The following is an 8,184-nucleotide window of genomic DNA, read 5'->3' on the forward strand; positions in this document are numbered from 1 at the left end:
GAAAACCCGGTCTTGGGGGGGCCCCCCGCGGGGGGGAGCGGGTGGGGGTTGGGGGGGGGGCCCCCCTTGTCCCACGCGGGTGCCCCCCGGCTCCGGGAATTCAGGTGCTGCGGAGGAAGGCCGGGAGTGTGCGGACAAGTTCGTTTCGCGCGGGGGCGGCGAACAGTGCGTCGAGGTGGGTCATCGTCGGGTCGGCCGCATAGGTGGCGCGCGGGATACGGGAGTTGGCGACGACCCGGCGGGCGGCGGCCGACTGCGTGCCCTTGTCGAGGCCGGTCTCGAAGACGTACAGGGGGACGTCGACGTCGCGCGCGTGCCGAAGACGCAGGCCCAGGATGCGCGCGGACTCGGTGTCGGCGTACGCGTCGACGGCTTCGAGGTCCAGGCTCAGGCGCTGCGGCCAGTACCACTCGAAACCGGCCGGTTCGGGACCGGCCTGCGCCTCGGCCACCCGGTGCAGCGGCGTCATGTTGTCGTCCACCCAGTCGCCCGCGGCGTCCAGGTGACCCGACCGTACCGACAGCGCGGCGTGCGTGTGCGGGGACTCCTGCATGAACCAGCCGAGCAGCCCCGCGTTGGTGACGGGGCGCGGCGGTCGCAGGTGTTCCGGCAGGCGGGCCGCGAGCACCGAGGGGTGGTGCGGTGCGCGCTGTGCGTACCAGGCGATCAACTGGTACCAGACGGCCGTGGATTCGGGCCGATCACCCAGGCCCAGGGCCCGGGTGAGGTAGTCGTCGACGAGCGCGGAGGATGGGGCGTCCGGAGCGTTGATCGCGGCGAGGCGCGAGCGCACGACGTCGGGGGTGTTCCGCGGTTCCCAGCCCTCGCCCGCGAAGGCGCCGTCCACGCCTCCGTCGATGAGGACCAGCCCGGCCAGGTCGCGATAGCCGGGCCGCCCGGCGAAGTCCCAGGCGGCGTACGCGAGTGCCGTGGTGGCACCCCACGAATGGCCGCCGAGCACGACCCGCCGGCGGCCGGAGTCGGCCGCCTGCCGCACGACACCGCGCAGGTCGGCGAGCGCGGTCGCCAGCCCCCAGTCGCGGGCCTCGGGCAGCGGAGGACGCCGGCGGTAGTGCCCGTCGAGGTAGTACGCGGCCGGATCCTCGCCCTTGAACCCCCTGGTGTCGGCCCGGGACTGCTCGCGGCGGTCCACCGCCCACACCTGCGTCCCGGGCAACGCCCGGGTCAGATCGCGGGCCAGGACGCGCAGGTCGCCCGCCGCGCCGTACATGCCCGGTGCCAGGACGAGGACTCGGCGGGCGTCGGGACGCCCCACCTTCAGGACGCGGACCGCGTCGACGGACACGTACGCCTCCCGGAAGCGACTGCCCCGATCGCCGTCCGCGGCTTCGGCCGGTGCCGCGCCGACGCCGAATCCCGCGCTCAGCACGAGAGCCACCACCGATGCCGTCGCGCGTTTGCCGAACACTCGGCGTGTTGTGAATGTGCCGGACCGCACCGTTGCCTCCACGGATGTCGACGATGTTGACGTCCGGAAGAGGTCGGGAATCGCGGTCTCGTTCCCTGTGCCGCGCGTCACACCCGGACCGAAGGCGCGGAACGGAGCCTCTCCAGCGCCGCCCCGCCCCGCGCCGCTGTCGCGAGGCGAGCCGTCCGGAGACACGAACCGCCGGCCGCAAATGCGTTTGTCCGCCCGTGCGGCACCGCATTACCGTGCCCACGTGGAACTCTTCTCCCATTCGTGGACGGCGTTGCGCGCGGCGGTCGCCGATCTCTCCGACGAGGACTTCGCGAAGCCGTCCGGCTGTACCGGCTGGCTCGTGCGTGACCTGGTGTGCCATCTGGTCATCGACGCCCAGGACGTCCTGATCACCCTGGCGACCCCGGCCGAGACGGAACCCACCCGCGACGCGGTGACCTACTGGGACGTCGCCGAGGCGGCCCCGACCGGTGACGACCCGCTCGACGCGCTGACCGTTCGGCTGGCCGCCGCGTACCAGGAGCCGGGGCTGCTCAAGTTCCACCTGGACGACGTCGGCTCCGCCGCCGGTCGCGCCGCCGAACTCGCCGACCCCGACCTTCGGGTCGGTACCCGCGACCAGGTTCTGACCGTGCACGACTACCTGGGCGTGTACGTCCTGGAGTGGACGCTGCATCACCTCGACCTGATCGCGCATCTGCCGGACGCGACCCAGCCGCCGGCGGAGGGCCTCGCCCGGACACGCGAGATGCTGGAGCAGATCGCCGGCATCGCGTTCCCCGCGTCGTTCTCGGACCGGGACGCGCTGTTGGTCGGCACCGGGCGGCGCGCCCCGACCGACGCGGAGAAGGCCGAACTGGGCGAGTCGGCGGCGCGGTTCCCGCTCTTCCTCGGCTGAGGCCGATCGTCTCGCCGCACGCGACAACCGCGGGTGCCGCGTGGGGCAAGGTCGAGGCCGGCTCGCCCGCCTCCGCCGTGAGCCGGGCCGGAGCGGCGACCTCGAGGGTCGTGCGGTCGGGGGGCGCCAAGCCTTCCTCGTACCCGCTGCGCCCGGCCGGCGGCCGAAGTGTCAGCCGCGCGCGCGGAGGTACGCCTCCAGTTCCGCGGCGCCGGCCAGCATCGCCCGGCCGCGAGCGGACAGCCGGTCGCTCCAGTCGCGGAGCGCGGCCTCCAGCGGTTCCGGACCGCCGGCCGCCCGCACCCGGGCGATCAGCGGGGCGATCTGCTCCAACAGATAGCCGCCCCGCCTGAGTTGGTGGGCCATCCGGGCATCGCGCACGTCGGCCTCGTCGTAGACGCGGTACCCGGTCAGCGGGTCGCGGCGGGGATGCACCAACCCGGCCCGCTCCCATTTGCGCAGCGTCGCGGCCCGGACGCCGAGCTTTCCCGCCAGCGGCCCGATGAACGTGCCGCCACGCCCGCCGGACACCGCCGCGTCGGGCGCGGGCGTCATCGAGGGCGCCAGGTCGCGCAGGGCGCCCCGCACGGCCTGGAGCGTCTGCCGATCCTCGAGGAGTCGGGCGTGGCTCTCGTCGACGAGGCGCAACGCCTCGTCGACCGCGCCCTCGTTCACGGCCCGCATGATCGCGCTCGCCGTGCGGTGGCCGTGGCCGGGCACCAGCGCCAGGAACGCGCCCAGGGCACGCGCGTGCAGCGGCGTGTAGGTGCGATAACCGTGGGCCGTGCGATCGGCGGCCGGAAGGATGCCGGCGTCCTCGTAGTTCCGGACGGCCTGTGTGGACAGACCGTGCCCGCGCGCCAGGTCGATCGGCCTGAGTCGATCACCGGTTTGAGGGTTTCGGCCACCACTTTGCCCCATGGTCCTGATACTCCAGCGAAGAAGTTTCCACCGAAAGTTCAACGATACCGTTCAAAGCATGGCTACTGGACAAGGTATGACCGACGCCGTCGAGGACACCGCCCACGCCGTCGAGGCCGCCGCCGTCATGAGGCTGCTCCCGGTCCGGCCGCGGCTGCTCGCGCTGGGCGAGCCCACCCACGGCGAGGACGCCCTGCTCGAACTGCGCAACCACCTCTTCCGAGAACTCGTCGAGCAGGAGGGCTACCGGACGATCGCGATCGAGAGCGACTGCATGATGGGCCTGGTCGTGGACGACTACGTCACCTCGGGCACCGGCACCCTCGACGAGGTGATGGAGCGCGGCTTCAGCCACGGGTTCGGCGCGTCCGCCGGCAACCGCGAACTCGTGCGCTGGATGCGGGCGTTCAACGACGGACGGCCCGCGTCCGAGCAGCTTCGCTTCGCCGGCGTCGATGGCCCGTTGGAGATCACCGGCGCCGCGAGCCCACGACAGGCCGTCACCGCGCTGCACGACTACCTCGCGGCGCTGGTGACCGCGGAACTGCTCCCGCGCGCGGCGCGAACGCTCGACCGCCTGCTCGGCCCGGACGAGCGCTGGACCGATCCCGCCGCGATGAGGGACCCTTCCCGGTCCGTGGGGCGGTCGGCCGAGGCCGGGGAACTGCGGCTGGTCGTCGACGACTTGGTGGCACTGCTGGACGCTCGCACGCCGGAGCTGATCGCGGCGGGCTCGCGCGAGGACTGGGACCGAGCGCGTCTGTACGGGCGTACCGCCACCGGCCTGCTGCGCTACCACTTCCGGATGGCCGACCCCACACCGAGCCGCATGACGCAACTGCTGGGTGCGCGGGACCAGATGATGGCCGACAATCTTCTCGCCGTCGCCGCGCGTGGCCCGGCACTGGTGCACGCGCACAACGGCCATCTCCAGCGGGAGATGAGCACGACGCGGATGGACGACGTGCCGCTGGAGTGGTGGAGTGCCGGCGCGATCGTGAACGCCCATCTGGGCGAGGAGTACGCCTTCGTCCACACGGCCCTCGGCACGATCGGGCACCGCGGCGTGCACACCCCGTCCCCGGACACCGTCGAAGGACTCCTGTACGCGCTCCCGCACGACAACCGCGTCGTCGACCCCCGCCGGCTCGCCACCGCCCTGGGCGAAACCCGGCCCACCCCGCGCGCGTCCACCTGGTACGGCTACGCCCCGCTCGACCCGGCCCACCTCGCCGGAATCGACGGGATCGTGTTCGTCAAGGACGTTCCGCGGAGCCGGCCGCCCAGGCCGCAGCGTTAGATCGCACAACGCCCCGCCCCGGTCGCGGTGTTCGCCGTTCGGGTGGACGCCGTGGTCGTGACGGTGCCGCCATCGCGGGGACGGGCGGAAGGCCACCCGCGTCTTGCGGCGCGTCGACAAGGCTCAGTACCATGTCACATCTCATAGAGGAGTTGCCTGGTGAGTGCCGAGCCTGTGACCATCGACGCCGTCGACTACCACACCGCGGGAGAACCCTTCCGGATCGTCTCGCGCGGACTGCCCGCCATCGCGGGTGACACCGTCGCCGAGCGCCGCGCGATCGCGCTCGGCGCGGGCGGCACCGCCACCGCCCCGCGTCCGGGACCCCTCGACGACATCCGCCGACTGCTCACCCGCGAACCGCGCGGACACAGCGGCATGTACGGCGGGTTCGTCGTTCCCGCGGACGACAACGAGGCGCACCTGGGGGTGCTCTTCTGGCACAAGGACGGCTACTCCACCGCCTGCGGCCACGGCACCATCGCGCTCGGCGCGTGGGCGGTGGACTCGGGACTGGTCGCGGCCCCCGCCGACGGTCCGGCACGGGTGCGCATCGACGTCCCCTCCGGCAGGGTCACCGCCACCGTGCACCGCCGAGCCGGTCGCACCACCGCGGTGACCTTCCGCAACGTCCCCACCGGCGTCGCCGCGAGAAAGATCCCGGTCACCACCTCCCGTGGCCTCGTGCACGTCGACATCGCCCACTCCGGGGCGTGCTACGCCTCCGTCTCCGCGGCGGCCCTCGGGCTCGCCGTCGAACCGGCCGGACTCCCCGAACTCACCGCGATCGGCCGGGAGATCCGCGCCGCTCTCGCCGACGAACCCGCCACCCGGCACCCCGACGACCCCCGCCTGTCCGGCGTCTACGGCGTCATCCTGTACGAGGAACTCCCGGACACCGCGACGGGACCCCGTCAACGCAACGTCACCGTCTTCGCGGACGGACAGATAGACCGGTCTCCGTGCGGTTCGGGCACCTCCGCCCGACTGGCACTGCTGGCCGACAGCGGTCGGATCGGACCGCACGAGGAACTGCGGCACGAGTCCGTCGTCGGCACCGTCTTCACCGGCCGGATCGCCGGCGAACACCCCGCCGGCGTGATCACCGAGGTCACCGGTACGGCGCATCGCACCGGCGAACACCGTTTCGTGCTCGAAGCCGACGACCGTCTCGGCACCGGGTTTCTGCTGTGACGACGAACCGACTCCCCATGATCGAGCTCGCCTCGACGCCGATCGAGGCCGTCACGACGATCGAAGACACCCTGTCGGCCGGGCTGGATCCCGAGCGGGTACCGGCACGTTCGAGCGTCGCCGTTCCCGCCGGGGAACTTCTGCTGATGCCCGCCGCCCTGTCGACCCATGTGGGCGTCAAGATCGCCGGAGTGGCCGCCGGTAACCCTGCCAGGGGCCTGCCGCGGATCACCGGTAGCTACCTGCTCCTGGACGGACCCACGCTTCAGCCGCTGGCACTGTTCGACGGCGCCGCGCTCACCGCGATCCGCACCCCGGCCGTCACCGCCGTCGCCCTGCGCCGCCTCGCCGTCCCCGACGCGTCGCACCTGGTGCTGTTCGGCACGGGCCCGCAGGCGTACGCACACCTGCGGGCCGTGCTCGCCATCCGCCCCCTGACCCGACTCACCGTGGTCGCCCGCCGCGTCGCGTCGGCTCGGGCACTGGCCGAGTACGCCCGCTCGCTGGGTCTCGCGGCGGCCGTCGGCGGTCCGGAAGCCGTGGCCGGCGCCGACATCGTGGTGTGCGCCACCACGGCCCGCACCCCCCTGTTCGACGGCGACCTGGTCCCCGCCCACGCCGCCGTGGCGGCGGTGGGATCCCACGAACCGACCGCGCGCGAGGTGGACACCGCGCTCGTGCGTCGTTCGGCGGTGTACGTCGAGGCTCGTGCCGCCGCGCTCGAAGAGGCCGGGGACCTGATCATCCCGGCCGGTGAGCAGGCGCTCGACGCGGTGCTCGCGCCGGTCAACCTCGCGGAGTTGGTGCGCGGACGGGCCGCCGTTCCCGACGACCGGCCGCGCCTGTTCAAGAGTGTGGGGATGGCCTGGGAGGACCTCGCCGTCGCGGTACACGCCTACGCTCGGCACGCCGCCGAGCCGGTGCCGACCGGATCCGGGTGACACGGGTCGGGTGACGCGGGCCGGGCGCGAGCGCGGGCCCCGCCGTCCGCCGGGCCGGCCGGCGCCCGCATGCGGCCGGCCCGTGCCGGATTCGGTCAGTGCGCTGCCGCCCCGGCGTCGGGCGTGCTACGCCACGGTCACGGGGGTCCAGCGCCGGTCGATGGCCCGTTCGGCATCGGCGAGGCTCTCCTCGAACAGCGGTATCAGTTCGGCCATGGCCGGTTGCATCGGCGCCAGGGTGAGCTCGGCGGTGATGAAGACCGGATCCAGTCCGGTCAGCGAGACCCCGTGCGTGAGCCACTGTTCGGCGTGCGCCCACCCCTCGCGCGGGGTTCCGGGACCGTACCCGCCGCCGCGGGCGGCGAGGACGAGGAACTCCCTTCCGCCCAGCAACGGTTCGCCCGTCGCGGCGTCCAGGGACAGACCGGGGGCGATGAGGTGATCGACCCAGGCCTTGACGCTGCTCGGCGCGCCGTAGTTGTACAGCGGCAGGCCCAGAAGCACCGTGTCCGCCTCCCTCACCTCGCCCACGACCCGCTCGACCAGTTCCCACGACGCGGCCTGGGCCGACGTGCGTTCGTCCGCCGGTACGGCTCCGGCCGACGCGGAGGCCGTGTCCAGGTGCGGGAGGGGATCGGCGCCGAGATCGCGGTAGGTGACGGATCCGTCGGGGTGCGCGGCCTGCCAGGCGGCCGCGGCGCGCGCGGTGAGCCGGCGACTGATCGAGCGGTCGCCCTGGACACTGGAGTCGATGTGCAACAAACGAGGCATCGGTTTGCCTTCCATGATTGATTGGTGCATCGCCAACGATTCACAGCATACATATCTTCAGGGGCATGGGTACCCTCCTTGCATGGCCTCCTTGCCCGTGGTGAATCAGCCGGTGCGCCGCTCCGGCGCCCTGTTGGACCACCTCGCGCGCAGGATGCGCGTGCATTCGGAGGCTGTCCTGACCGAACTGGGGCTTCGCCCACGGCACTTGGTCGCCCTGACGGTGCTGCGGCACATCGACGGCAGCAGTCAGCAGGCGCTCTCGGCGAAACTGACGCTGGATCGTGCGAACGTGGTGGGGCTGCTCAACGAACTCGAGACCGCCGGACTCGCCGAGCGCCGACGTTCGCCCGAGGACCGGCGTCGGCATACCGTGCACATCACCGATGCCGGGCTGCGCATGCTCGCCGGAGCCGAATTCGCCCTCGCGGCGGCCGAGGAGGAAGTGCTGGGCGCGCTGACCCCCGCTCAACGCGACGACCTCTTCCACCTGCTCGAACTGGCGGTCTCCGACGACGCCGGCGGCGTCTGCGGGGAGCCCGAGTCGACCCCGCCCGGCTGCTGAGGGCGTTCGAAGCCCGACAACGGCTCGGGCTCGACCGGGGGAGAACGACAGGAACTCGGCGCGCCCGGCTCGGGGGGGGGGAGGTTCGTTTTCCCCGTGGGGGTCGGTTTGATGGGACGCACCCGCGTCCGACCCCCAAACAAAAAGAGCGGA

At 72.7% G+C, this 8,184-nt stretch carries 8 protein-coding genes; 5 read left to right on the forward strand and 3 right to left on the reverse strand.

Annotated features, from left to right (window positions below; genetic code table 11):
• Nucleotides 1-100 precede the first annotated feature (100 nt).
• Nucleotides 101-1,429 (reverse strand): alpha/beta hydrolase, encoded by a 1,329-nt coding sequence (locus ACZ4FV_RS51030; RefSeq protein WP_465328231.1) that lies wholly within the window; start codon nucleotides 1,427-1,429, stop codon nucleotides 101-103.
• A gap of 253 nt (nucleotides 1,430-1,682) precedes the next feature.
• Here ACZ4FV_RS51030 and ACZ4FV_RS51035 point away from each other — a divergent pair, with 253 nt between their 5' ends.
• Nucleotides 1,683-2,339 carry a maleylpyruvate isomerase N-terminal domain-containing protein gene (locus tag ACZ4FV_RS51035; RefSeq protein WP_395869828.1) on the forward strand — a complete coding sequence of 219 codons (657 nt, stop codon included), beginning with the start codon at nucleotides 1,683-1,685 and terminating at the stop codon, nucleotides 2,337-2,339.
• A gap of 171 nt (nucleotides 2,340-2,510) precedes the next feature.
• On the opposite strand, the gene ACZ4FV_RS51040 is transcribed toward ACZ4FV_RS51035, so the two are convergent.
• Complete coding sequence (locus ACZ4FV_RS51040) at nucleotides 2,511-3,260, reverse strand: TioE family transcriptional regulator (RefSeq protein WP_395869827.1); 750 nt, start codon at nucleotides 3,258-3,260, stop codon at nucleotides 2,511-2,513.
• Nucleotides 3,261-3,318: 58 nt separating this feature from the next.
• On the opposite strand from ACZ4FV_RS51040, the gene ACZ4FV_RS51045 reads away from it, so the two are divergent.
• The 3 genes from ACZ4FV_RS51045 (at nucleotide 3,319) to ACZ4FV_RS51055 (ending at nucleotide 6,695) form a co-directional block, all read left to right on the forward strand.
• Nucleotides 3,319-4,560, forward strand: coding sequence for an erythromycin esterase family protein (locus ACZ4FV_RS51045; RefSeq protein WP_465328233.1), 1,242 nt, complete (start codon nucleotides 3,319-3,321; stop codon nucleotides 4,558-4,560).
• Between the two features lie 159 nt (nucleotides 4,561-4,719).
• Nucleotides 4,720-5,754: a proline racemase family protein gene (locus tag ACZ4FV_RS51050; protein WP_395869824.1), complete on the forward strand. Its 1,035-nt coding sequence runs from the start codon at nucleotides 4,720-4,722 to the stop codon at nucleotides 5,752-5,754.
• A 17-nt stretch (nucleotides 5,755-5,771) separates the two neighbouring features.
• The gene (locus tag ACZ4FV_RS51055) at nucleotides 5,772-6,695 is read left to right on the forward strand and encodes an ornithine cyclodeaminase family protein (RefSeq protein ID WP_395869823.1); all 924 of its coding nucleotides are present in this window, start codon (nucleotides 5,772-5,774) and stop codon (nucleotides 6,693-6,695) included.
• A 126-nt stretch (nucleotides 6,696-6,821) separates the two neighbouring features.
• On the opposite strand, the gene ACZ4FV_RS51060 is transcribed toward ACZ4FV_RS51055, so the two are convergent.
• Nucleotides 6,822-7,481, reverse strand: coding sequence for an FMN-dependent NADH-azoreductase (locus ACZ4FV_RS51060; RefSeq protein WP_402238507.1), 660 nt, complete (start codon nucleotides 7,479-7,481; stop codon nucleotides 6,822-6,824).
• A 67-nt stretch (nucleotides 7,482-7,548) separates the two neighbouring features.
• On the opposite strand from ACZ4FV_RS51060, the gene ACZ4FV_RS51065 reads away from it, so the two are divergent.
• The gene (locus ACZ4FV_RS51065) at nucleotides 7,549-8,031 is read left to right on the forward strand and encodes a MarR family winged helix-turn-helix transcriptional regulator (protein ID WP_395869820.1); all 483 of its coding nucleotides are present in this window, start codon (nucleotides 7,549-7,551) and stop codon (nucleotides 8,029-8,031) included.
• The last annotated feature ends 153 nt before the right edge of the window (nucleotides 8,032-8,184 follow it).

This window comes from Embleya sp. NPDC025285, assembly GCF_055558835.1.

Coding starts and splice junctions, on each gene's coding strand:
- ACZ4FV_RS51045 (WP_465328233.1), top strand. CDS start 3,319: ATGGCTACTGGACAAGGTATGACCGACGCCGTCGAGGACACCGCCCAC.
- ACZ4FV_RS51040 (WP_395869827.1), bottom strand. CDS start 3,260: ATGGGGCAAAGTGGTGGCCGAAACCCTCAAACCGGTGATCGACTCAGG.
- ACZ4FV_RS51065 (WP_395869820.1), top strand. CDS start 7,549: ATGGCCTCCTTGCCCGTGGTGAATCAGCCGGTGCGCCGCTCCGGCGCC.
- ACZ4FV_RS51060 (WP_402238507.1), bottom strand. CDS start 7,481: ATGGAAGGCAAACCGATGCCTCGTTTGTTGCACATCGACTCCAGTGTC.
- ACZ4FV_RS51055 (WP_395869823.1), top strand. CDS start 5,772: ATGATCGAGCTCGCCTCGACGCCGATCGAGGCCGTCACGACGATCGAA.